The following is a 22,101-nucleotide window of genomic DNA, read 5'->3' as shown; positions in this document are numbered from 1 at the left end:
TTGCAAGGACGACTCCGCCATGACCCTCGCCCGCCTCGCCCCCCTGTTCCTCGCCGTCGCCGCGCTGCCCGCGCTGGCGCAGCACGAGCACCACGGCAGCGCCGCGCCCGCCGCCTCGTCGCCCTCCACCGCCGCCTACGAGGCCGCCAACGCCAGGATGCACCAGGGCATGGCGATCCCCCACAGCGGCGACGCCGACCGCGACTTCCTGGCCGGCATGATCCCGCACCACCAGGGCGCCATCGACATGGCGCGGGTCGCCCTGCAGCACGGCAAGGACCCCAAGGTGCGCCAACTGGCGCAGGACGTCATCGACGCGCAGACCAAGGAGATCGCGCAGATGCGCGAGTGGCTCAGGCAGATGGACGCCAAGCGCTGAAACCTTCCAATAGCTCACTTATCGATAGCTTTCAGCGCATGCTGCATGCGGGCTGAATGCCAATTTCACTTGTAAACCGCCCCTTGCGCCCTGCCACCCGGCTGGCGGTGCTGGTGCTGCTGAGCGCCCTGCTGGCGCACGGCGCGGCGCGCGCCCAGGGCTTCGATGACCTGCGCCGCGAGCACCGCCCGTCCGACATCGTGGTGCTCGACCGCCACGGCGAGCCGCTGCAGCGCCTGCGCACCGACCCCAGCGCGCGGCGCGGCGCCTGGGTGCCGCTGGCCGACGTCTCGCCCGCGCTGCGCCAGGCCCTGGTGCTGTCGGAGGACCGCCGCTTCTACCAGCACGCCGGCGTCGACTGGCGCGCCGTCTCCGCCGCCGCCTGGGCCAACCTGTGGAACACGCGCACGCGCGGCGCCTCCACGCTGACCATGCAGCTCGCCGGCCTGCTCGACGAGGATTTGCGCCTGGGACAAGGCGGGCGCAGCCTGCGCCAGAAAATCGGCCAGGCCGTCATGGCCACGCGGCTCGAAGCCACCTGGCGCAAGGACCAGATCCTGGAGGCCTACCTCAACCTCGTGCCCTTCCGCGGCGAGCTGGTGGGCATCGACGCGCTCTCGCGCACCCTGTTCGGCAAGGCCCCGCACGGCCTGCGCGACACCGAGGCCGCCCTCGCCGCCGCCCTGGTGCGCGCCCCCAACGCCCGCCCCGCCCTGGTCGCCCGGCGCGCCTGCGGCGTGCTGCAGGCGATGCGCGGCCCTTCCGGCGAGGCCGATTGCGACGCGCTGGACATGCTGGCCGAGGCCGCCCTGGCCCGCCGCGCCTGGCCCGCCGCCGAGGGCATCGCCCCGCACCACGCCCGCCGCCTGCTGGCCGCGCGGCCCGCCGGCCAGCCCGCGCCCGCCGTGCTGCGCAGCACGCTCGACGCCCGGCTGCAGCGCCTGGCGCTGCAGACCCTGCAGCAGCAGGTGAAGGAACTCCGCGGGCGCCACGTCGAGGACGGCGCCGTCGTCGTGCTCGACAACGCCAGCGGCGAGGTGCTGGCCTGGGTCGGCTCCACCGGCACCCTGAGCAGCGCCGCCGAGGTCGATGGCGCTGCCGCGCCGCGCCAGCCCGGCAGCACGCTCAAGCCCTTCCTGTACGCGCAGGCCATCGCCCAGCGGCGGCTCACCGCCGCCTCGCTGCTCGACGACTCGCCCGCGCACCTGCAGACCGCCAGCGGCCTCTACATCCCGCAGAACTACGACCGCCACTTCAAGGGCTGGGTGTCGGCCCGCACGGCCCTGGCGGCCTCGCTCAACGTGCCGGCCGTGCGCACCCTGGTCATGGTCTCGCCGCGCGCCTTCCACCGGCAACTGGGTGAGCTGGGCATCGCGCTGCGCGAGAGCGGCGACTACCACGGCTACAGCCTGGCGCTGGGCAGCGCCGAGGTCACGCTGGGGCAACTGGCCAACGCCTACCGCGCGCTGGCCAACGGCGGGCGCCACGGCGCCATCGGCCAGCCGCCCGGCCGCGACGCGCTGGACGCCGGCGCCGCCTTCATCGTCGGCGACATCCTGAGCGACGCCAACGCCCGCGCCCGCACCTTCGGCACCGATTCCATCCTGGCCACGCGCTTCTGGACCGCCGTCAAGACCGGCACCAGCAAGGACATGCGCGACAACTGGGCCGTCGGCTGGTCGGCGCGCTACACCGTCGGCGTGTGGGTCGGCAACGCCAGCGGCGCCGCCATGTGGGACGTGAGCGGCACCAGCGGCGCCGCGCCCGTGTGGGCCGCGCTGATGCGCCACCTGCACGCGGCCACGCCCTCGCCCCCGCCACGCCCGCCCGCCGGGCTGATCCAGGCCGCCGTGCGCTTTGGCGGACAGCTCGAGGCGGCGCGCCAGGAATGGTTCCTGCCCGGCACGGCGCAGGCTGTGTTTGCTATCGATTCAGAAGCTGGCAGCGCAATGTTCACGCCGGCCCAGGCCCAAAATGGCTCGAAACCCGGGCCCAGCGTGCCGGCCCGCATCACCGCGCCCGAGGACGGCACCATCCTGGCGCTCGACCCCGACATCCCGCCCGCGCGCCAGCGCCTGACTCTGCTGGCCGAAGCCGGCACCGCCGCCCCGCGCGCGCTGCGCTGGTGGATCGGCGCGCGCGAGATCGGCCGCGGCCCCAGCGCCCAGTGGCTGCCCTGGCCCGGCCGCCACGTGGTGCAGTTGCGCGACGCGCGCGGCGCGGTGCAGGACGAGCGCCGCATCGAGGTGCGCGGCGCGGTGGCCAAGGCAGGGGTGGCGGCGCGCTGAACGGCACGCGCTGGCCTGGCCGCGTCATTGCGCGGCCGCGCCGCCGTCCTCCAGGTCGGCGAACAGCTCGGCGGCGGGCAGTGTCAGATCGACACTCGCCAGTTCGACGGCCTGGGCGTCGCTGAACGGGTGCAGCACCCACAGGCCATCGGCGCCCTTGCGGTACACGTCGGCGCTGCGCCGGTCGATGTCGATGAGCACGTATTCACGCAAGCTGGCGATGTGGCGGTAGTGGGCGAACTTGACGCCCGTGTCGCAGTGGGCCGTACTGGGCGACAGCACCTCGACCACCAGCACGGAGGCCGATTTGGACAGCCGGCTCGCAGGGTCGCCGCCGTCGCGGGTGACCATCACGTCGGGGTAGAAGTAGGCGTTGGAGGCCGCCACGTGCAGGCGCATGTCACTCACGTAGGTCTTGCATGGCGTGCCGCGCACGTGCCGGTGCAAGGCGGCGGTGAGGTTGACCACCACGGTCACGTGCGCGTCCTCGGCGCCGGCCATGGCGAACACCTCGCCATCGATGTATTCGTGGCGCTCGACCTGGGTTTGCTCCCAGTCCAGATGGTCGGCGGCGGTCAGGTAGGGCTGGGCCGGTGCGCGTGCCATCGCGGTGCTCCAAAAGCGGATGCGGCCATTGTCCGCGCACGCCCGCGCCTACACTTGGCCGCATCTCCGCAACCCACCAGCGACATTCGCCCATGCCCGACTTCGAACTCGACCTCTTCGTCATCGGCGGCGGCTCCGGCGGCGTGCGCGCCGCGCGCATGGCCGCGCAACGCGGCGCGCGCGTGGCGCTGGCCGAAAGCGGCCCCATGGGCGGCACCTGCGTCAACGTGGGCTGCATCCCCAAGAAGCTCTACAGCTACGGCGCCCACTACGCCGAGGCTTTCGCCGAATCGCGCGGCTACGGCTGGCAACTGCCTGCCACGCCCACGCTGGACTGGGCCGTGCTCAAGGCCCGCCGCGCGCAGGAGATCGCGCGCTTGAACGGCATCTACGAAGGGCTGATGACCAGCGCGAAGGTGCGGCGCCTGCACGGCCGCGCGCGCCTGGTCGACGCGCACACCGTCGAGGTCGCGGCGGACGGCGGCGGCCGCGCGCGCCACACCGCCCGCCACGTGCTGATCGCCACCGGCGGCACGCCCGTCGTTCCCCCTGTTCCGGGCAGCGAGCTGGCCGTCACCTCCAACGACATGTTCGACCTGCCCGCCTTCCCGCGCCGGCTGGTGGTGGTCGGCGGCGGCTACATCGGCTGCGAGATGGCCAGCATCTTCCACGGCCTGGGCGCCGAGGTCACCCTGGTCTACCGGGGCGGGCAGATCCTGCGCGGTTTCGACGACGAGGTGCGCGCCTTCGCCGCCGAGGAGATGCGCAAGGCCGGCATCGCCCTGCGCCTGAACACCGACGTGGCCCGCATCGAGGCCGCGGGCCAGGCGCGCCGCGTGCACCTGAAGGACGGCGGCGTGGCCGAGGCCGACGTGGTGCTCTACGCCACCGGCCGCCGCCCCAACACCGACGGCCTGGGCCTGGACACCGTGGGCGTGAAGCAGTCGAAGGACGGCGCCATCGAGGTCAGCGAGCACTTCGCCACCAGCGTGCCGGGCGTGTACGCGCTGGGCGACGTGGTCGGCCGGCTGGAGCTGACCCCCGTGGCGCTGGCCGAGGCGATGGCGCTGGTCGATCACCTCTTCGGTCCCGCGCCCGGCCAGCCGGCGCGCACCATGGACTACGCCGGCATCCCCACCGCCGTGTTCACTCACCCGCCCATCGGCACCGTGGGCCTGAGCGAGGAAGCGGCGCGCGAGCGGTACGGCGCCATCCGCGTCTTCCGCGGCGACTTCAAGCCGCTGAAGCACACGCTGTCGGGCAGCGGCGAGCGCACCCTGGTCAAGCTGGTGGTGGACGCCGCCAGCGACCGCGTGGTCGGCTTGCACATGGTGGGCGCCGACGCGGGCGAGATCGTCCAGGGCTTCGCGGTGGCGCTGAAGTGCGGCGCGACCAAGGCGCAGTTCGACGCCACCGTGGGCATCCACCCGACCAGCGCGGAAGAGTTCGTGACCTTGCGCGAGGTAACGCGGCACTGAACGCAGGTTACAAGCCTGATTGACCTTCAACCCGCGTGGATATTGCGCTGTCAGCTATCAAATTTGATGAACCCGCAGCTGCGGAATCAGTCGCTGCGCGGCCCGCCCTGGGCCGGCACATCGCGCCAGGCCACATCCTGCACGGCGCTGGGCGTTGAAGCGCCGGTGGCCTGCGCGGCGTCGGCGCGCGGGGTGGCGGAGGCGTCGGCGGACGGACGCCGCGGCCAGCGCTGGCGCGCCATCTCGCGGTAGCGGCGCCACAGCAGCGTCACCGCCGCCGGCCGGCCGGTGATCAGGCTGGACACCAGGCTGACCGTCACCATCACCGCCAGCCAAACCAGCAGGCTGGCCACGAAGACCAGCCCCAGCGCCGCCAGCATGGCCCAGACCAGCCAGCCCATCAGGCGGCTGAACAGGCGCTCCAGCGTGCTGCTCGAAGACGTGCGCGGAGGTGGCAGGGAACCGTAGGACATGTCGCTCATGCAGGCTCTGATCGCTCAGGCGGCGGGGAGTTCATTTTTACCTCAGAGGCTGAGAGGGAATTGAGCGTGGTCGAGCAGCCCCCGCAAAGGTCGCCCATCAAGGCGCAAAGCACAGCCGTAGCGCGGGCTACGGCGAGCATTTGCAACGCCGAGTGGCGGCCTTCGCGGGGGATGAGCGGCCATGGGCAATTTGCTCTCAGTCTCTCAGCCCGCTTCCTCGAAGCGGTCCACCCGGCGCAGCGCGGGAAAGGCGCGCGCCCACAGCCCCACCACGCCCAGCGTGCACAGCCCGCCCACGACGGCCGCCGGCACCGCGCCCAGCCAGCCCGCGCTGGTGCCGGCGCGGAACTCGCCCAGTTCGTTGGACGAGCCGATGAACAGCATGTTGACCGCGTTCACGCGCCCGCGCATCTCGTCGGGCGTGGAGAACTGCACCAGCGCGCCGCGGATGTACACGCTCACCATGTCCGACGCGCCGGCCACCATCAGCGCCGCGAACGACAGCCAGAACAGCGTGGACAGCGAGAACACCAGGTTGGCCAGCCCGAACACCGCCACCGCGACGAACATGGTGCGGCCCACGCGGCGGTCGAATGGCCGCAGGCTGAGGTAGAAGCCCGCGCCCACCTCGCCGATGGCCATGGCGCTGCGCAGCGCGCCCAGGCCCTGCGGGCCCACGTGCAGCACCTCGTGCGCGTAGATCGGCAGCAGCGCCACCACGCCGCCCAGCAGCACGGCGAACAGATCGAGCGAGATGGTGCCCAGGATGATGGGCCGCGAGCCGATGAAGCGGATGCCGGCGCCGAAGCGCTGCCGCATCGTGCCCAGCGCCGGCGCCAGCGGCGCCGCGTGCGCCACCGCCACGCGCGCCAGCAGCAGCGCGCCCAGCGCGAAGCAGGCCAGGCACACGGCGTAGGCCAGCGCCGCGCCGCCCAGCGCGTAGAGCACGCCGCCGATGAACGGCCCGCCGATACTGGCGGCGCGCATCAGCATGCTGTTGGCCGCCACGGCCTGCGCCAGTTGCCCGCGCGGCACGATCTGCGGCAGCAGGCTGGAGAGCGTCGGCCCCGAGAACGCGCGCGTGCAGCCGAACAGCACCAGCACCGCGTAGATGCCCGCCACCCCCGCCGCGCCATGCCCGGCCAGCCACCACAGCAGCGCGCTGCACAGCGCGCTCACCGCCCAGCTCGCGGCCAGGATGGGCTTGCGGCTGCGGCGGTCGATCAGGTCGCCCGCCGGCAGCAGCAACAGCAGCATCGGCAAAAACTGCGCCAGCCCCACGTAGGCCAGGGCCAGAGGCTGGCGCGTGAGGTCGTAGACCTGCCAGGCCACCACCACGGCCTGCACCTGGGTGGCGAACACGGCCATCAGGCGCGCGGCGAGAAAGGCCACGAAGCCCGCGTGGCGGTACACGCTGGACAGGGGCAAGGCAGCGGAGGAAGCGGGCGAAGTCACGACGCGGCGCGGGCGTCAGGGCACCCGCGCCAGCGCGTGCCGGTACTCGGGCGCGCGCATCAGTGCGTCCCAGCCGGGCGCGGCGCCGCGCGGCAGCAGCGCCAGGCAGCGCGCCTCGCTGGCCTCGCTGGGCTGCCAGGCGCCCTGTAATCGGGCCTGGGCCAGGCCGTCGAGGGTGTCGTCGATCACCACGCCCTGCCCCAGCGACTGGTTGCACAGCAGCGCCAGGTCGCAGCCCGCGCCCAGGGCGGCGAGCACGGCCTCGGTGGGCGTGACGGTGCGGCCCTCGATCCGGCGCGCGCCGGCCATGCTGAGGTCGTCGCTGACGATGGCACCGCCAAAGCCCAGCCGCTGGCGCAGGATGGCCTGCAGCCAGCGCGCCGAGAAGCCCGCCGGGCGGCGGTCCACCCGGGGGTAGACGACGTGCGCGGGCATCACCGCCGTCAGCGCCGAGCCGAGCCAGCCGTAGGGCGCGGCGTCGTCGCGCAGGATGACCGACAGCGCGCGGCCGTCGCGCGGCACGTCGGTGTGCGAGTCGGCGGCGACGAAGCCGTGGCCGGGAAAGTGCTTGCCGCAGTGCGCCATGCCGGCGCGCAGCAGGCCGTGCGCCAGGCTCTTGGCGAGGATGGTGACGACGCGCGGGTCGGCGTGGAAGGCGCGGTCGCCGATGACGCCCGACGGGCCCCAGTCGAGGTCGAGCACCGGTGCGAAGGAAAAATCGACGCCGCAGGCGCGCAATTCAGCGCCCAGCACGTGGCCGCAGGCGGTGGCCGCGTCCTGCGCGCGCATGGGGTCGCGCATCCACAGCTCGCCCAGGGCGCGCATGGGCGGCAGGTGGGTGAAGCCGTCGGCGCGGAAGCGCTGCACGCGACCGCCTTCGTGGTCGACGCAGATCAGCAGGTCGGGCCGCAGCCGCTTGATGGCTTCGCACAGGGCGGTGAGCTGCGCGCGATCCTGCCAGTTGCGCGCGAACAGGATCAGGCCGCCGACCAGCGGATGCGCCAGGCGCTGGCGGTCCACGGCGGCGAGCGCGGTGCCGGCGATGTCGATGATGAGCGGGGCGTGCATGGGCGTCGAACGTTTGGCGTTGAGCGTGAAGCTATTATTTTAGTAGCTGTTCGTGATTTACGGATGCGGGCTGCGGTGCAAAAAGGCTTGAAAACCTAGCGCTTCTCGACGACGCAGAAGCTGGCGGCGTACTCGCTCTCGTCGGTGACGGTGATGTGGGCGGTCAGGCCCTGGGCCTCGAACCAGTCCTTCAGCCCGCCGTGCAGCACGACGTGCGGCTCGCCGCTGGGCCGGTTGGCGATCTCGCACAGGCGCCAGTGCATGGGCAAGCGCATGCCCAGGCCGATGGCCTTGCTGAACGCCTCCTTGGCCGAGAAGCGCGTGGCCAGGTAGCGCAGCCCGCGCTCGGGCCAGCGCGCACTGCGGCGGCGCCAGGCGGCCAGTTCGGCGTCGGACAGGATCTTGCGGGCGAAGCGCTCGCCGTGGCGCTCGAAGCTGGCGCGGATGCGGCGGATGTCGCAGATATCGGTGCCGATGCCGTGGATCATGGAATTACAAGCCGAATCGGCCTTCAGCCCTTGCCGGTATTGTGCTGGCAGCTATCAAATCAGGACTTTCCGGCATCGGCGATGCAGCCCAGGTACGCCCGCGTGGCGGCGGCGTAGCCCAGCTCCAGCGCGTCGGCGATGAAGGCGTGGCCGATGGAGACTTCGGCCACGCCGGGCACCTCGCGCAGGAAGGGCGCGAGGTTGTAGCGGTTCAGGTCGTGCCCGGCGTTGACCCCCAGGCCCACGGCCTGGGCGGCGCGGGCGGCCTCGGCGTAGCGGGCCAGTTCGGCGGTGCACGCGGCCTCGTCGCCGCCGGCCCAGGCGGCGGCGTAGGGCTCGGTGTACAGCTCGACGCGGTCGGCGCCCAGGTCGCGGGCCAGCGGCATCAGCGCGGGCACGGGGTCCATGAACAGGCTGACGCGCACGTCCAGGCCCCGGCATTCGGCGATGAGGGGGCGCAGGCGTTCGCGGACGGCGGCATCCGCCAGGTCGAAGCCGTGGTCGCTCGTGAACTGGTCCTCGCTGTCGGGCACGAAGGTGGCCTGGTGGGGCCGGACCGCGCGGATGAAGCCCAGCAGGTTCTGCAGCGGGTTGCCCTCGATGTTGTATTCGCGGCCGGGCCAGCGCCGCATCAGCGCGGCCAGCTCGTGCACGTCGGGGGCGCGGACGTGGCGTTCGTCGGGGCGCGGGTGCACGGTGATGCCGTGCGCGCCGGCGCGCAGGCAGGCGTCGGCCGCGCGGGTGACGGCGGGAATGCCCAGGTGGCGCGTGTTGCGCACCAGGGCGACCTTGTTGACGTTGACGGAGAGCTGGGTGTTCATGGCGTCTGGAGACCTTGCAGGTCCATCATGAGCTGGCGCGTGCGCAGCGTGCCGACGCCGCAATGGTAGTGGAGCAGTTCGCGCAGTTGCTGGCGCAGGTGACCGCGTTGCTCGCCGGTCAGGCGCGCGGCGGCTTGCAGCGTGGCGGTGAGCGGCGCGTCGTCCCGCAGCGCCCCGGCCAGCGCGCGCCATTGCGCGCCGGGCAGCCACGCGCCGTCGTCCGCGTGGGCGGCGCGCAGGCCGCCTTCGGCGACCAGGCGGTAGCGGGTGTCGTCCTGCAGCGGCGCGAAGGTCAGCGTCTGCGCGTCCAGCAGCGGCAGGAGGCCGGTCTCGCGCAGCACCAGCAGCTCGAACGCGCGCAGGGCCGAGGCGGCCAGCGCCTCGGCCTCGCCCGTGGCCAGCACGTGCACCAGCGCGCCATAGGCATCGAACAGGCGCGGGTGCGCGTCCTCGCGTGCCAGCAGACGCATCAGCAGCTCGTTGGCGTAGTAGCCCGACAGCAGCGCGTCGCCCGAGGGCATGACCAGGCCGCCGCCCCATTCGGCGCTCTTCAGCGTGCGGATTTCGGCGTCGCCCCCCCAGGCCAGCACCAGCGGCTGCAACGGCAGCAGCACGGAGCGGAAGTTGGACGACGGCCGCTTGGCGCCCTTGGCCACCAGCACCACGCGGCCATGCGCGCGGGTGAAGGCCTCGACGATGACGCTGGACTCGCTCCAGTCGTAGCGGTGGAGAACGAAGCCGGGTTCGTGGACGACCCGCTTCATGCGTCACTCGTAGCCAAACGATCGCACGCGCGCCTCGTCGTCCGCCCAGCCAGAGCGCACCTTGACCCAGAGTTCGAGGAACACCTTGCAGTCCATGAGCTTTTCCAGCTCCTGACGCGCCTCGGTGCCGATGCGCTTGAGCTTCTCGCCCTTCTCACCGATCACCATGGCCTTGTGGCCGTCGCGCTCGACCACGATGGTGGCGGCGATGCGCACCATGCGGCCGTGGGCGCGGCTCTTTTCTTCGTCGAACTTGTCGATCACCACGGTGGAGGTGTAGGGCAGCTCGTCGCCGGTGAGGCGGAACAGCTTCTCGCGCACCACCTCGCTGGCCAGGAACTTCTCGCTGCGGTCGGTCAGCTCGTCCTCGCCGTACCACCAGGGCTGCTCGGGCAGGTAGCGCGCGCAGATGTCCAGCAGGCGCCGCACGTCGCGCGGGTTCTTGGCCGACATGGGCACGAACTCGGCGAAGGGGTGGCGCTCCTGCATGTCGCGCAACCAGGGCGCGACCTCGGTGCGGCGGTGCACGGTGTCGAGCTTGTTGGCCACCAGCAGCGCGAGCGAGCCCGCCTTCAGCAGCGACAGCACCTTGGCGTCGCCCAGGGTGAAGTTGCCGGCCTCGACCACGAACAGCACCAGGTCCACGCCGTCGATGGCGCCCACCACGGTCTTGTTGAGCGACTTGTTGAGTGCCGTGCCGTGGCGCGTCTGGAAACCCGGCGTGTCGACGAAGACGAACTGCGTCTGCCCGTCGGCCAGCGTGCGGATGCCGGTGATGCGGTGGCGCGTGGTCTGCGCCTTGCGCGAGGTGATGCTGATCTTCTGCCCCACCAGCGCGTTGAGCAGGGTGGACTTGCCCACGTTGGGCCGCCCGACGATGGCGATCAGGCCGCAGCGCCGGGCGTCGGCCGGCTTCCGCAGATTTGGCATCAGAACCGGCCTCAGCCGGCATTGGTACAGCGCCGGTAGCTTCTTTATTTGTAGCATTCATGGTGATGTGGATTGCAGCGCCTGCAGCATCGAGGCGGCGGCGGCCTGCTCGGCGGCGCGGCGCGAGGCGCCCTGCCCCGCCCGCGCCAGGCCCCGTTCGACCACGGTGCAGGTCACCTCGAAGGTCTGGCGATGCGCGGCGCCCAGCACGCGCGCCACCTGGTATTGCGGCAGTTGCATCTTGCGGCCCTGCAGCCATTCCTGCAAGGCGGTCTTGGAGTCCTTGGCGGCGGCCGACATGGCGGGGCTGATGTGGATGGTATCGAACAGCCGGCGCACCAGGGCGCTGGCGGCGTCGAAGCCGGCGTCGAGGTAGACGGCGCCGATCACGGCCTCCAGCGCGTCGGCCAGGATCGAGGGGCGGCTCTGGCCGCCAGAGCGCAGCTCGCCCTCACCCAGGCGCAGCAGCGCCGGCAGGCCCAGGTCCAGCGCCAGCCGGTGCAGGCTGTCCTGCCGCACCAGTTGCGCGCGCACGCGCGACAGGTCGCCCTCGGGCAACTGGCCCAGGGCCTCGTACAGCATGTGGGCCACGGCGAGGCCCAGCACCGAGTCGCCCAGGAACTCCAGCCGCTCGTTGTGGTCGGCCGAGAAGCTGCGGTGGGTCAGCGCGCGCGCGAGCAGCGCCGGGTCGGCAAAGCGGTGCCGCAGGCGCGACTGCAGGGCTTGCAAGGGGGGGGGCGTGGCGGCTGGCGCGCCGGCGCGCCCCGGCGGGGCGTGGGTGGCGCTCAGTTGTAGCCGCTCGCGGAAGAGCCGGTGTACTTGATCAGCAGGTAGGCCGGCCCGAACAAGGGAATCTCCTTGTCGTAGGCGAAGTTGACCACGACCTTGTCGTTGACCTTGGTCACCTCGAGGTCCTTGCCGGAGATGGCGGTGATGTAGTCGACCGAAGCCGTGCGGTCGAACGAGGCGCGCACGGCGGGCACGGTGTCGCCGTCGGCGGCGGCCTTCTTGACGGCCTTCTGGATGGCCATGAACTCGGTGGCGGTCGGCACCACCTTGGCGCCGACGATGGCCACGCAGGCCAGCACCACGCCCAGGAACAGCAGCCCGATGAGCGAAATGCCCCGCTGGGACGACGCACGCTGGTGATTCATGTCCTGTCCTGCCCCGTATCCGATCAGTTGAACGCACCGATGCGCTTGAGGTTGCCGAAGTTCATCCAGACGAAGAACGCCCTGCCAACGATGTTGGCGTCGGGCACGAAGCCCCAGTAGCGCGAATCCAGCGAATTGTCGCGGTTGTCGCCCATCATGAAGTAGTAGCCTTCCGGCACCTTGCAGGTGACGCCCTCGACGCTGTAGCGGCACTGGTCCTTGTGCTTGAACTCGTCCGGGCCACCGATGAAGGCCGCGCGGCGGGTATCGACGATGACGCGGTGGCTCCTGGCGCCCAGTTGTTCGTCGAACTGCTTGAAGTACTCCATCACCGACTCGTCGAAGAAGTCCGACACCGGCGTCTGTGCCATGGGCTGACCATTGATGGACAGGCGCTTGTTCAGGTAGGCCACCTCGTCGCCGGGCACGCCGACCACGCGCTTGATGTAGTCCACGCTCGGCTTGGGCGGGTAGCGGAACACCACCACGTCGCCGCGCTGCACCGGGTTGCCCTGGGTGAGGCGGGTGCCCGCCACCGGCAGCTTCAGGCCATAGGTGAATTTGTTGACCAGAATCAGGTCGCCCACCAGCAGCGTGGGAATCATGGAGCCGGACGGGATCTTGAACGGCTCGAACACGAAGGAGCGCAGCAGGAACACGATCAGGATCACCGGGAACAGCCCCGCCGTCCAGTCCAGCCACCAGGGCTGCGCCAGATGGCTCTGGCGAGCCGCGTCCTCGAAGCTGGTGTCGACCTGCTCGATGCCCCGGCGGGACAGTTCCTCGCGCCGCGCGCGCGCTCCGCCGGCCGCCTGTTCGGCGGCGCGGTGGCGCCGGGGCAGGAACACGAACCGCTCCGCCAGCCAGTACATGCCAGTGACCACGGTGGCCAGGAAGAGCAGCAGCGAGAAGTTGCCCTCGATGGCGCCGAAGTACCACGCCGCCCCGTAGCCGACGAACGCCGAAAGAATGATCGCGGTCAGGATCGGCATCATTCCTCCACTTGCAAAATGGCCAGGAACGCTTCTTGCGGCACCTCGACCGAGCCGATCTGCTTCATTCGCTTCTTGCCTGCCTTCTGTTTTTCCAACAACTTGCGCTTTCGAGTGATGTCGCCGCCATAGCATTTTGCCAGCACGTTCTTGCGCAGCGCCTTGATGTTCTCGCGCGCGATGATGTTGACGCCGATGGCCGCCTGGATGGCGACGTCGAACTGCTGGCGGCTGATGATCTCGCGCATCTTGGCCGCCACCGCGCGGCCGCGGTACTGGCTCTGGCTGCGGTGCACGATGATCGACAGGGCATCGACCTTCTCGCCGTTGAGCAGGATGTCCACCTTGACCACATCCGACGGTCGGTATTCCTTGAACTCGTAGTCCATCGACGCGTAGCCGCGCGACACCGACTTGAGCTTGTCGAAGAAGTCCAGCACGATCTCGCCCAGCGGCAGCTCGTAGGTCAGCATCACCTGCCGCCCGTGGTAGGCCATGTTGAGCTGCACGCCGCGCTTCTGGTTGGCCAGCGTCATCACCGGGCCCACGTAGTCCTGCGGCATGTACAGGTGCACGGTGACGATGGGCTCGCGGATCTCCTGGATGCGGCCCTGGTCGGGCATCTTCGACGGGTTCTCCACCTGGATCACCTCGCCGTCGGCCTTCTCGACCTGGTAGACCACGCTGGGCGCGGTGGTGATCAGGTCCTGGTCGAATTCGCGCTCCAGGCGCTCCTGCACGATCTCCATGTGCAGCAGGCCCAGGAAGCCGCAGCGGAAGCCGAAGCCCAGCGCCTGCGATACCTCGGGCTCGAAGTGCAGCGAGGCGTCGTTGAGCTGGAGCTTTTCCAGGCTGTCGCGGAGCTGGTCGTACTGGCTGGCCTCGGTCGGGTACAGGCCGGCGAACACCTGCGGCTGCACTTCCTTGAAGCCGGGCAGCGCCACCTCGGCCGGGCCGAGGTTGTTGGGCAGCTTCTTCTCCAGCGTGATGGTGTCGCCGACCTTGGCGACCTTCAGCTCCTTGATGCCAGCGATGATGTAGCCCACCTCGCCGGCCTTGAGCGCGTCGCGCGGCGCGTTGGCCGGCGTGAACACGCCCAGGCTGTTGGCCTCGTAGGCGGCGCCGGTGGCCATCATCTTGAAGCGCTCGTTCTTCCTCAGCTCGCCATCGACCACGCGCACCAGCATCACCACGCCGACGTAGGCATCGAACCAACTATCGATGATCATGGCGCGCAGCGGGGCAGCGGCTTGGCCGCGCGGCGGCGGCACCTTGGCGACGATCTGCTCCAGCACATCGTCGATGCCCATGCCGGTCTTGGCCGAGATGGCGATGGCCTCGCTGGCGTCGATGCCGATCACGTCCTCGATCTCGGCCTTGGCGTTGTCGGGGTCGGCCTGCGGCAGGTCCATCTTGTTGAGCACCGGCAGCACCTCGACGCCGAGTTCCAGCGCGGTGTAGCAGTTGGCCACCGTCTGCGCCTCCACGCCCTGAGAGGCATCGACGACCAGCAGCGCGCCCTCGCACGCGGAGAGTGAGCGCGAGACCTCGTAGGAGAAATCCACGTGCCCCGGCGTGTCGATCAGGTTGAGGTTGTAGACCTGACCATCGCGCGCCGTGTAGTGCAGCGCGGCGGTCTGCGCCTTGATGGTTATCCCCCGCTCCTTCTCGATGTCCATCGAGTCCAGCACCTGGGCCTCCATCTCGCGCTCGGCCAGGCCGCCGCAACGCTGGATGAAACGGTCGGCCAGCGTCGATTTGCCGTGATCGATGTGCGCGATGATTGAGAAATTTCTGATGTGATCCATCAAGGAGCGAAGACAAGTAATTGAATTTGCGTGGCCCGCGCATGAAAAAAGGGCGCGCCAATGATGTGACGCGCCCTCAACCAACAATCTGTGGCAACTGCGATAGCTGGGACTTCATTGTAGGCACAAAGCCGGAGCGCCTAAGCCCCGAAGTCCGGATTCCATCGCCGTTGTGGCGCTGCAACGAAAAATTATCTACATGTTATGCACAGTTTTTGAAGCCAGGGCGATGAACAAACTGTGGGGCGCCTGTGGACTTCCGGTGGGTTGATCCTTCGTTTCCCGCATCGTGGACTCGAGACCCGATCCATATACACGCCACTTCGCGATCTGGGGCTTGATTCTATCCAAACCAATATGTAGCCCATCCCAGTCATCCACACCCGCAGCGATCCGGCGTCGGCCTCGGCGTCGCAAAAAAGTCCCAAACCCGACGGCGGGCTGGGGCTTTTCAAGGCCGTGGCCCAGCCGTCAGCGACTCGGCCGCACCAGCACGAACTGCACCAGGTCGCCCCGCTGCACCAGCATGTTGACGGGCTTGCTGCGGTCGGCCTTGGCCACGGCGGCCTCGAACTCGCGCACGTTGCCGATCTCGACATTGCCCACGGACAGGATCACGTCGCCCTCGCGCAGGCCCGCGCGGGCGGCCGCCTCGGCGGTGGCTTCGACGCGCACGCCGCGCTTGACCTTCAGTTCCTTGCGCTGCGCCTCGGTCAGGTCCGTCACCGTCACGCCCAGGGCCTGCGCCGACCCTTGCGCCTTGGCCGCTTCGCTGCTGCGCGCGGCGGGCTGGCGGGCCGCCGTCTGCTCGGGCTCCAGTTCGGCGATGGTGATGCTCAGGTCGCGGTTCTGGCCGCGGCGGAACACGGTCAGCGTGCTGCGCGACCCCGGCCTGGTGCCGCCCACGAGGCGCGGCAGGTCGGAGGCCCTGTCGATCGCCTTGCCGTCGAAACGCAGGATGATGTCGCCGGCCTCGACACCGGCCTTCTCGGCCGGCGAGCCGCTCTCGATGCTGCGCACCAGCGCGCCCTGCGGCTTGCCCAGTCCGATGGACTCGGCCACCTCCCGCGTCACCTGGTCGATCTGCACGCCGATGCGCCCGCGCGTGACACGCCCGGAGGCGCGCAACTGATCGCTGACGCGCATGGCCTCGTCGATCGGGATCGCGAACGAGATGCCCATGAAGCCGCCCGAGCGCGAGTAGATCTGGCTGTTGATGCCCACCACCTCGCCGCGCATGTTGATCAGCGGGCCGCCCGAATTGCCCGGGTTGACCGCCACATCGGTCTGAATGAAGGGCAGGTAGTCGCCCGTGTCGCGCTGCTTGGCGCTGACGATGCCGGCGGTGACGGTGTTTTCCAGGCCGAAGGGCGAGCCGATGGCCATGACCCACTCCCCGACCTTGAGCCGGCTCACGTCGCCCAGCCTCACGCTCGGCAGGCCGGCGGCCTCGATCTTGACCACGGCGACGTCGGTCCGCTTGTCCGAGCCGATGAGCTTGGCCTTGAACTCGCGCTTGTCGGTCAGTGTGACCAGCACCTCGTCCGCCCCATCGACCACATGATGGTTGGTCATGATGAAGCCATCGGAGGTCAGGATGAAGCCGGAGCCCACGCCGCGCGGCACCTCCTGCTCGGCCTGCGGCCCGGGCCGGTTCTGGCGCGGACCGGGGCGCGGCATGTTGGGCGCCGGGACGCCGAAGAAGCGACGGAAGAATTCCTGCATCTCCTCGTCCATCTGGCCGCCCGAGCCACCGGCGCGCACGCGCTCCATGGTGCGGATGTTGACCACCGCCGGGCCCACCTGCTCGACCAGGTCGGTGAAGTCGGGCAGGCCCCGCACCGACGGGGCCGGCGCGGACGCCAACTGGGCCGCCGCCTGCGGCAGCGCCAGCGCGCCCGCCGCCGCCATCAGCAGCGGCACCAGCAGCGCGGCCACGCGGGCGCGCTTCGTGTTCGGACATGTCATGTCAGTACGCTCTCTTTCTCTCTGTTGATGCATGCACCCGCTCATCCGGCAGGCGCATCGCGACCATGCCGGCCACCGAGGCTCAGTTCTTGCGCTCCAGGCCGTCCACGAAGGCCCTCAAGGTCCGCGGTGGCACCTCGCCCACCGCGGTGATCCACCAGGCGCCGGCCGGGTCGGTCGGGCGCCGGGTCAGGGTGTGGGTGGCGCCCATGGCCGACACGCCCTCGTGCCCGTGCCGCTGCGCGTCGAACGGCTCCATGAACAGCGACACCGTGGCCAGGCCGTCCGAGAAAATCCACTGCACCATCGAAGCCGATGGCGACACCGGGCGCCGGTAGCAGTTCTGCGGCTGAAAGCCCGCCACCGGCGCCTTCAGCGTCCAGCCCTCGTCGGCGGCGCTGGTCCTGACGCGCTCGGGCTTTTCGACGCGATAGCCGTCGGTGCTGGGCATCGCCAGTTGCGGCTTGGCGGCGCGCACCGGCGCGTCGAGCTGCAACTCGGAGAAGGCGGCCTGCTCCAGCACCCTGCCGGCGGCGTCCAGCGTCTGGGTCTTGACGACCAGGCCGGTGCGCTTTTCACTCCAGATGCGGTAGCCGAAGCGCAGATCGTCGCGCGGGCTCAGCAGCACGACGTCGGCGTCGAAGCCCGCCACCCGGTCCCGGCCCATTTCGCGCGCGCTGTAATGATCGGCGGTCGAGAAATTGCCGCCGGGGGTCAGCAGGTTCGGAAACATCCCGCCCGCCACGCGCCGCTCGGTGCGCACGATGCGCGCCTCGGGCATGAAGGTCACGACCAACTCATTGCGCCGGTACGTCGATCGCGGCGCGCCGGACAGCGCCTCGACGCGCTCCAGTTGCAGGTTGCCCTCGCACACGTGCCAGATGCGCGCGCTGGACATGGCGCCCGAGGACGACGACACCACGAAGGTGCCGACGTAGGACGGGATGCGCGACGCCTGCTGCAGCCGCACCAGCCATTCGGCCACGCTGCGCTCGGGCGGCCCAGCCATGCGGTCCGGCGCCGAACCGCCGCCGAAGGCGCCTACGCCTTGCGCGCCAGCCAGCCCCAGCACGCCGCTGGCGCACCACAGCACGGCGGCACGCCGGAGCACTCCGCGCCAGCCGCCCAGGCAGCGGGCACCCGCCCCGCCGGCACGGGGCGTCGCCGTCCATCGCCGCGCCGTCCCGATCAACGCGCCGGTCCTTCGAACGTGGCGTTGCGCAGGAACCCCGAAGCGCTGCCCAGGGCCGATACGCTGGCCGCCTGGCGATGCGCGGCCAGCAGTTCATCGAGCCGCGGATCGCGCAGCATGACGGACAGCGGCGCCTCGTGCTGCGCGGACGCGGCGACGGCGGGCACCGGGGCCGCGAGTGAAATCACCTGGGCACCGCCGCCAGCCGGCGCGGCGCCCTGCGCCAACTGGGGCCCGGCCGGCTGCGGCCCGATCCCGCCCAGCACGCTCCAGCCCACGGCGGCCACGGCGGCGAACGACGCCAGGCCGGCCACCATCTTCCAGCGGAACACGCCGTCGTTGGCGGCGGGGCGCGCCACGTCGGCCCGCACCGGCTGCGGCAACGGCAGGGGCGCGGGAGTCGCCTCGCTTCGCAGGCGCTGGCTCAGCCGGTCCACGAACGCGGCATCGCGGCCGCATGCCGCCAGTTCGGGCGAGCGCAGGACGTCGCCGATCAACTGGTACACGTGCCAGCATTCGCGCGCCTCGTCCGAGGCCATGCCCTGCAGCGCGGCGCTGAACTCGCGCCCCTGCAGGTGTCCGTCCGCCAGGGCGGAGATCTGCTCACGATCACAGGGAGTGTCGCTATGCGTCTTCATGTTGATCACCGTTTTTTTGTGCCGCACCCGTCCGCCGCTACCAGCGCTTGCCCGTCTGATGGCTCAGCAAGGGCTTGACCTTGGCCGAGATGGCTTCGCGCGCCCGGAAGATCCGGCTTCGCACCGTGCCGATGGGACAGTTCATGGCTTCCGCAATCTCTTCGTAACTCAGGCCCTCGATCTCGCGCAGCGTGATCGCCTGGCGCAAGTCCTCGGGCAGTGCTTCCATCGCGGCGTTCACGGCGGCGGCGATCTCGCGCGCCGCCAGTTCGGACTCCGGCGTGGATTCGGAGATTAGTTCGTTCTGGCGCCGGGAAGTTTCATCGTCGTCGTCGGCCGACTGCAGGGCGGCTTCGGTCACCACCGGATCGCGCTTCAACTCCAGAAGCGTCTTCTTTGCGGTATTGACGGCGATGCGGTAGAGCCAGGTGTAGAACTGGGCGTCGCCCCGGAACTGGTGCAGCGCCCGCCAGGCGCGGATGAAGGTCTCCTGCGCGATGTCCGGCACCAGGTCGACGTCGCGCACCAGGCGGCCGATCAGCCGCTCGATGCGGCGCTGGTACTTGATCACCAGGAGCTCGTACGCCCGGTGGTCGCCCGCGGCGGCGCGCTGCACCAGCAGCACTTCGCTGTCGGCGGCGGCAGGGGGAGCGACGGGCTGGTCGGGCACGGAAGTGGAGGTCGAAACGACAGCGCGCCTGGCTTTCAGGCGCGCTCGGCGCCCGGCAGCGAGGCGGCGCGGGCGATGGAATGACCAGACGAATATAGCGCACAGCGCAGCAGGTGCCAGCGCACCGGGTCGGACGACGCCTGCGCCCACAGCCAGGCGCCGCGCCGCCGCGTGGGGGCGTCCCAGCGCAGCAGCAGCACGCGCTGGCCATCGAAGCCGACCTGTACCCGCGCCGGGCCGCCGCCGTCCTGGCCGCTTGCGGGACCGTCCAGCGCCCAACGCGCGCCGTCCCACACCAGCTGGCGAGGCTGCTGGCTGCGCCAGAACGCGCGCAGTCCCAGCCCGGAGAAGATCAAAGATACTATTGAAATAATAGCTGACGGCGCAGATGGGGTACCGGTTGGAGCCAGAAAAAGCACAAAAACCACGCCGCCCGCCCCGGCCAGCCAGAGCAGCGCCAGCAGCGCGCCGAGCAATGGCGTGCGCCCCACGGGGTACGTGACCGCAGGGGCGTCAGCCATGCGCTGGAGTTGCCATGGAAATGGCCCGAGGGCCAGGCCCGGACGGGGCGGATCTCAGACCCGCTTGAACACCACCGAGCCGTTGGTCCCGCCGAAGCCGAAGTTGTTCTTCAGCGCCACGTCGATCTTCATGTCGCGCGCGATGTTCGCGCAGTAGTCCAGGTCGCACTCGGGATCCTGGTTGAAGATGTTGATGGTGGGCGGGCTCTTCTGGTGGTGCACGGCCAGCACCGTGAACACGCTCTCGATGCCGCCGGCGCCACCCAGCAGGTGGCCGGTCATCGACTTGGTGGAATTGACCACCACCGACTTCGCGGCATCGCCCAGCGCGGCCTTGATGGCGTTGGTCTCGTTCACGTCGCCCAGCGGCGTGGAGGTGCCATGGGCGTTCAGGTAATGCACCTCGTCGGCGTTGACGCCGGCATTGCGCAGGGCATTGACCATGGAGCGGCGCGGGCCGTCGATGTCGGGCGCGGTCATGTGGAAGGCGTCGCCGCTCATGCCGAAGCCGGCGACCTCGGCGTAGATCCGGGCGCCGCGCGCCTTGGCGTGCTCGTACTCTTCGAGCACCAGCACGCCGCTGCCCTCGCCCAGCACGAAGCCGTCGCGGTCTTTGTCCCAAGGGCGCGAGGCGGTCTGGGGATCGTCGTTGCGGGTGGACAGCGCCCGCGCGGCCGCGAAGCCGCCGATGCCCAACGGCGACACCGTGGCCTCGGCGCCGCCGGCGACCATGACGTCGGCGTCGCCATGCTCGATCATGCGCACCGACAGGCCGATGGCGTGCAGGCCGGTGGTGCAGGCCGTCACGACCGCGATGTTGGGGCCCTTGAAGCCGTAGCGGATCGACACGTGGCCCGAGATCATGTTGATGATCGAGGCCGGCACGAAGAACGGGGAGATGCGCCGCGGACCGCGGTTGAGCAGTTCGGTCTGCGTCTGCTCGATCATCGGCAGGCCGCCAATGCCCGAGCCGATGTTGCAACCGATGCGCAGCGCCAGCTCAGGGTCCAGCGCCTCGCCCGTGGGCAGGCCGCTGTCGGCCACCGCCTGGGACGCAGCCGCCAGCCCGAGGTGGATGAAGCGGTCCATGTGGCGCGCTTCCTTCTCGGGAATGTAGTCCCCGATGTCGAAGCCCTTGACCTCGCCCGCGAACCTGCACGCGAACGGGCTGGCGTCGAACCGCGTGATCAGGTCGATGCCCGAACGCCCCGCGAGAAGACTGGCCCAGGATTGCTCGACCGTGTTGCCCACGGGGCTGATGCAACCCAAACCGGTGACGACGACACGGCGCCGGGACATGTCCGCTCAGGCCTTCTTGCTGTTGGCGTAATCGATCGCGGCCTGCACCGTGGTGATCTTCTCGGCGTCCTCGTCCGGGATCTCGATGCCGAACTCGTCCTCCAGCGCCATCACCAGTTCCACCGTGTCGAGCGAGTCGGCACCGAGGTCGGCCACGAAGGCTTTCTCGTTGGTGACCTGGGACTCTTCCACGCCGAGCTGCTCGGCGATGATTTTCTTGACACGTGCTTCGATATCGCTCATGGGTTCCCTCTGAGGGTTATGGAAAATAGGGATTTTACCCGCGCTTACACCCCGTTCCGGGCGCGGCGCGGGAACGAATTGTGACGGCCCGTCAGGCCATGAACATGCCGCCGTTGACGTGCAGCTCCTGCCCGGTGACGTAGCCCGCCTCCGGGCTGGCCAGGTAGGCCACGGCGTGGGCGATGTCGGCCGGCTGGCCCAGCCGGCCCAGCGGGATCTGGCCGGCCAGGGCTTTCTGCTGCTCGTCGGTGAGCGCGGCCGTCATGTCGGTGGCGATGAAGCCCGGCGCCACGCAGTTGACGGTGATGCCCCGGCTGCCGAGCTCGCGCGCCAGCGCGCGCGTCATGCCGGCCACGCCCGCCTTGGCGGCGGCGTAGTTGGCCTGGCCGGGGTTGCCCGAGGCGCCGACCACGCTGGTGATGCTGATGATGCGGCCATGGCGCTGCTTCATCATCGGCCGCATGACGGCGCGCGCGAGGCGGAAGACGGACTTCAGGTTGGTGTCCAGCACCGCGTCCCAGTCCTCGTCCTTCAGGCGCATGGCGAGCATGTCGCGCGTGATGCCGGCATTGTTGACCAGCACGTGCAGCGCCCCGTGCTCCTTGACGATGGCGTCGATCAGCGCCTCGGCCGCCCGCGCGTCGTTCACGTCCAGCGTCGCGCCGCGGCAGCCGGGGTAGGCCGCCAGCGCCGCCGTGATCCGCGCCGCGCCCTCGTCCGTGGTGGCCGTGCCGACGACCTTGAAGCCGCGCGCGGCCAACTCGGCGGCGATCGCCGCGCCGATGCCGCGCGAAGCGCCGGTGACCAGGGCGGTCTGGCTCGCCGATACCGTGTCCGTCATGGTTGGTCCTCCTCGT

23 protein-coding genes are annotated in these 22,101 nt (G+C 70.2%); 3 read left to right on the top strand and 20 right to left on the bottom strand.

Annotation, left to right across the window (positions count from 1 at the left end):
* Positions 1–19: 19 nt before the first annotated feature.
* Together IPG65_RS14820 and pbpC are read left to right on the top strand one after the other, a co-directional pair.
* Positions 20–379, top strand: a complete 360-nt coding sequence (locus IPG65_RS14820; protein WP_293191228.1) for a DUF305 domain-containing protein — start codon at positions 20–22, stop codon at positions 377–379.
* Positions 380–435: 56 nt separating this feature from the next.
* Positions 436–2,667 (top strand): penicillin-binding protein 1C, encoded by a 2,232-nt coding sequence (pbpC, locus tag IPG65_RS14815; protein ID WP_293191226.1) that lies wholly within the window; start codon positions 436–438, stop codon positions 2,665–2,667.
* A gap of 24 nt (positions 2,668–2,691) precedes the next feature.
* Here the strand turns inward: pbpC and IPG65_RS14810 are convergent, their stop codons facing one another.
* Positions 2,692–3,273: a Uma2 family endonuclease gene (locus IPG65_RS14810; RefSeq protein ID WP_293191224.1), complete on the bottom strand. Its 582-nt coding sequence runs from the start codon at positions 3,271–3,273 to the stop codon at positions 2,692–2,694.
* Positions 3,274–3,365: 92 nt separating this feature from the next.
* On the opposite strand from IPG65_RS14810, the gene gorA reads away from it, so the two are divergent.
* Entirely contained in the window at positions 3,366–4,751 is a 1,386-nt protein-coding gene (gene gorA, locus IPG65_RS14805; RefSeq protein WP_293191222.1) for a glutathione-disulfide reductase, read from the top strand.
* Between the two features lie 86 nt (positions 4,752–4,837).
* Here the strand turns inward: gorA and IPG65_RS14800 are convergent, their stop codons facing one another.
* The 19 genes from IPG65_RS14800 to fabG form a co-directional block, all read right to left on the bottom strand.
* Entirely contained in the window at positions 4,838–5,233 is a 396-nt protein-coding gene (locus IPG65_RS14800; protein ID WP_293191219.1) for a hypothetical protein, read from the bottom strand.
* Positions 5,234–5,437: 204 nt separating this feature from the next.
* Positions 5,438–6,688 (bottom strand): MFS transporter, encoded by a 1,251-nt coding sequence (locus IPG65_RS14795; protein WP_293191217.1) that lies wholly within the window; start codon positions 6,686–6,688, stop codon positions 5,438–5,440.
* 15 nt (positions 6,689–6,703) lie between these two features.
* Positions 6,704–7,756 carry a beta-N-acetylhexosaminidase gene (gene nagZ, locus IPG65_RS14790; protein ID WP_293191215.1) on the bottom strand — a complete coding sequence of 351 codons (1,053 nt, stop codon included), beginning with the start codon at positions 7,754–7,756 and terminating at the stop codon, positions 6,704–6,706.
* A gap of 95 nt (positions 7,757–7,851) precedes the next feature.
* Complete coding sequence (acpS, locus tag IPG65_RS14785) at positions 7,852–8,244, bottom strand: holo-ACP synthase (RefSeq protein ID WP_293191213.1); 393 nt, start codon at positions 8,242–8,244, stop codon at positions 7,852–7,854.
* Positions 8,245–8,303: 59 nt separating this feature from the next.
* Entirely contained in the window at positions 8,304–9,065 is a 762-nt protein-coding gene (locus IPG65_RS14780) for a pyridoxine 5'-phosphate synthase (RefSeq protein WP_293191210.1), read from the bottom strand.
* Entirely contained in the window at positions 9,062–9,829 is a 768-nt protein-coding gene (recO, locus tag IPG65_RS14775) for a DNA repair protein RecO (protein WP_293191207.1), read from the bottom strand. Before recO ends, IPG65_RS14780 begins: the two co-directional genes overlap by 4 nt.
* Positions 9,830–9,832: 3 nt before the next feature.
* Positions 9,833–10,759: a GTPase Era gene (era, locus tag IPG65_RS14770; RefSeq protein ID WP_293191204.1), complete on the bottom strand. Its 927-nt coding sequence runs from the start codon at positions 10,757–10,759 to the stop codon at positions 9,833–9,835.
* Positions 10,760–10,816: 57 nt separating this feature from the next.
* On the bottom strand, positions 10,817–11,488 hold the full coding sequence (gene rnc / locus IPG65_RS14765) for a ribonuclease III (protein ID WP_293191202.1): 672 nt from the start codon (positions 11,486–11,488) through the stop codon (positions 10,817–10,819).
* A gap of 56 nt (positions 11,489–11,544) precedes the next feature.
* The gene (locus IPG65_RS14760; RefSeq protein ID WP_293191200.1) at positions 11,545–11,913 is read right to left on the bottom strand and encodes a DUF4845 domain-containing protein; all 369 of its coding nucleotides are present in this window, start codon (positions 11,911–11,913) and stop codon (positions 11,545–11,547) included.
* 23 nt (positions 11,914–11,936) lie between these two features.
* Positions 11,937–12,905: a signal peptidase I gene (gene lepB, locus IPG65_RS14755; protein WP_293191198.1), complete on the bottom strand. Its 969-nt coding sequence runs from the start codon at positions 12,903–12,905 to the stop codon at positions 11,937–11,939.
* Positions 12,905–14,713, bottom strand: coding sequence for a translation elongation factor 4 (gene lepA, locus IPG65_RS14750; protein ID WP_293191196.1), 1,809 nt, complete (start codon positions 14,711–14,713; stop codon positions 12,905–12,907). The genes lepB and lepA overlap by 1 nt, the downstream gene beginning before the upstream one ends.
* Positions 14,714–15,184: 471 nt before the next feature.
* Positions 15,185–16,624: a DegQ family serine endoprotease gene (locus IPG65_RS14745; RefSeq protein WP_293192996.1), complete on the bottom strand. Its 1,440-nt coding sequence runs from the start codon at positions 16,622–16,624 to the stop codon at positions 15,185–15,187.
* 139 nt (positions 16,625–16,763) lie between these two features.
* Positions 16,764–17,792, bottom strand: coding sequence for a MucB/RseB C-terminal domain-containing protein (locus IPG65_RS14740; RefSeq protein ID WP_293191194.1), 1,029 nt, complete (start codon positions 17,790–17,792; stop codon positions 16,764–16,766).
* A 77-nt stretch (positions 17,793–17,869) separates the two neighbouring features.
* Positions 17,870–18,511 (bottom strand): sigma-E factor negative regulatory protein, encoded by a 642-nt coding sequence (locus tag IPG65_RS14735; protein WP_293191192.1) that lies wholly within the window; start codon positions 18,509–18,511, stop codon positions 17,870–17,872.
* 37 nt (positions 18,512–18,548) lie between these two features.
* The gene (gene rpoE, locus IPG65_RS14730; RefSeq protein WP_293191189.1) at positions 18,549–19,181 is read right to left on the bottom strand and encodes an RNA polymerase sigma factor RpoE; all 633 of its coding nucleotides are present in this window, start codon (positions 19,179–19,181) and stop codon (positions 18,549–18,551) included.
* 35 nt (positions 19,182–19,216) lie between these two features.
* Positions 19,217–19,702 (bottom strand): hypothetical protein, encoded by a 486-nt coding sequence (locus IPG65_RS14725; RefSeq protein ID WP_293191186.1) that lies wholly within the window; start codon positions 19,700–19,702, stop codon positions 19,217–19,219.
* 54 nt (positions 19,703–19,756) lie between these two features.
* A complete protein-coding gene (gene fabF / locus IPG65_RS14720) occupies positions 19,757–21,001 on the bottom strand; it encodes a beta-ketoacyl-ACP synthase II (RefSeq protein WP_293191183.1) in 1,245 nt (414 codons plus the stop codon).
* Between the two features lie 6 nt (positions 21,002–21,007).
* On the bottom strand, positions 21,008–21,244 hold the full coding sequence (acpP, locus tag IPG65_RS14715) for an acyl carrier protein (protein ID WP_106703654.1): 237 nt from the start codon (positions 21,242–21,244) through the stop codon (positions 21,008–21,010).
* Between the two features lie 91 nt (positions 21,245–21,335).
* Positions 21,336–22,085 (bottom strand): 3-oxoacyl-ACP reductase FabG, encoded by a 750-nt coding sequence (fabG, locus tag IPG65_RS14710; protein ID WP_293191175.1) that lies wholly within the window; start codon positions 22,083–22,085, stop codon positions 21,336–21,338.
* Positions 22,086–22,101: the final 16 nt, after the last annotated feature.

This window comes from Ottowia sp., assembly GCF_016703145.1.
Classification (GTDB): domain Bacteria; phylum Pseudomonadota; class Gammaproteobacteria; order Burkholderiales; family Burkholderiaceae_C; genus Ottowia.
This window is presented reverse-complemented; position numbering and strand designations above follow the sequence as displayed.